This is a genomic window from Paenibacillus gallinarum (genome assembly GCF_014836635.1).
GTDB classification, from domain to species: domain Bacteria; phylum Bacillota; class Bacilli; order Paenibacillales; family Paenibacillaceae; genus Paenibacillus; species Paenibacillus gallinarum.
Genome location: NZ_JACSQL010000043.1, coordinates 1 through 1,753, shown reverse-complemented (window position 1 = coordinate 1,753; position 1,753 = coordinate 1). Strand labels below are relative to the sequence as shown.

1 protein-coding gene is annotated in these 1,753 nt (G+C 45.2%); it reads left to right on the top strand.

The window, feature by feature from the left end:
• Positions 1–119: 119 nt before the first annotated feature.
• Entirely contained in the window at positions 120–1,385 is a 1,266-nt protein-coding gene (locus H9647_RS25525; RefSeq protein WP_191805304.1) for an IS110 family RNA-guided transposase, read from the top strand.
• Positions 1,386–1,753: the final 368 nt, after the last annotated feature.

The window sequence follows — 1,753 nt, the reverse complement described above, 5'->3', positions numbered from 1 at the left end:
CGTTAGAATTCCTGTAAAACGAAAAATTTGGAGTTTGAATAAAAAAGAGCGCCTCTGTACGATGGGAGTACGCAACGGGTCAAAAGCCCTTAAAATCCACATCAGGAGGTCGCTCTAACATGAAGTTTAAAGCACAAGAAAAACAAAATCAACTCATTGAAAACATTACCGTTCATCATCTGGTGGTCGGTGTAGATATTGCTCAGGAAGTCCATGTTGCTCGGGCTGTGAGCTTTCGAGGAATCGCACTTGGTACATCCCTAAAATTCGGAAATCATTTAGAAGGATTCAACTTTCTCAAGTGTTGGATCCGAGATTTATTGAAATCTTACAAGCTTCAGAAAGTCATTGTCGGTATGGAGCCTACGGGGCATTACTGGCTTAGCCTGGCTCGCTGGCTGGATTCGCAAGGTATTGAGACTGTGCTTGTAAATCCCCATCTTGTTAAAAAGAACAAAGAAAACCGGGACAATACGCCATCGAAAAGCGATCATAAAGACGCACTGGTCATCGCAGATATGATCAAAAATGGATACTACTCTCCCGTTCGATTTCTTGCAGAATCTTATGAAGAACTTCGTATTCTTATGGCGAATCGAGAAACCGTGACCAAACGTCTCAACAGTGCGGTAAATCAGATTCATCGCTGGGTAGATATTGTCTTTCCTGAACTGCGTCAGGTATTTAAGATTCTTACTTGCACCAGTGCTATCGCTACGCTCCGGCTCTTCCCATTACCGAAGGAAATTAGCCGGTTATCCACTGAACAAGTTCTGGCTGGCTGGAAGCAATACGTGAAACGTCATGCTGGCGTCAAACGTGCAGAGCAACTTATTACACTTGCGAAATGCAGTGTGGGTGCCACGCACGCTCTTCACGCCTACAAACTTCATCTAGAGCAACTCTTAGAAGAGTATGACTTAGCTCAGCGTCAACTTGAACAGATTGAGCAGGAAGTCCACATGATACTGGGGCGTATTCCCTATGCTCAAAAACTGCTTGAAATCCCAGGCGTCAATGCAACAAGCTTAGCAGGCATTCTTGGCGAGGCTGGCGATCTAAGCGCTTATGCACACGGAAATGCTCTACTACGCCATGCCGGATTAAACCTAGCTGAAGCAAGTTCTGGGAAGTGGCGAGGAAAAATGGTGCTTAGCAAACGTGGTCGCCCACGTCTGCGCCATTTCCTCTATCTCGTGACCATGTGTATGGTGATGACCAACTCGGAATTTCGGGCTCTGCACCACTACAACGTGAAGGAAAAGAAGGTAAAGAAGATGAAGTCGATTATGAAATTGATTGGGAAAGTTGCACGTATGCTTGTCTGTCTTGCTAAAAGCGGCAAAACTTACGACTCGACTAGAATTTTCCTACAAGCAGCATAAAGCTAATTGATCCTCGCCGGTTCATGCATTCGCAGGATAACATAGCACGGAGTATCGGGAGACATTAAACAAAAGGGCTCGGACCCGTTCCGTTAGAAAGACCGACCTCCCCCCCTTAGTTAGATGTGACGAAGGAATGAAAGGGCGTATGACCCGTTGAGACATGGGAGTGAAAATCACTAAGGCGAAGTGGAGACGTGCATATATGGAATGTTATGGGTATTCAACGAATACCTCTGTTTTCCTATGCCCTTTTACGACACCTCAGCCACTTGCTACTCCTAAGCTTTCATTTTTCACACTTTGACTAAGGAGAAATCCTGCGAATTCATGAGCCAGAGTGAGTTATTTAAATCATTTCGAGGGAG

What these genes read in the sequence shown, in the direction of transcription:
- H9647_RS25525 (WP_191805304.1), top strand. Translation starts at nt 120, where the DNA reads ATGAAGTTTAAAGCACAAGAAAAACAAAATCAACTCATTGAAAACATT.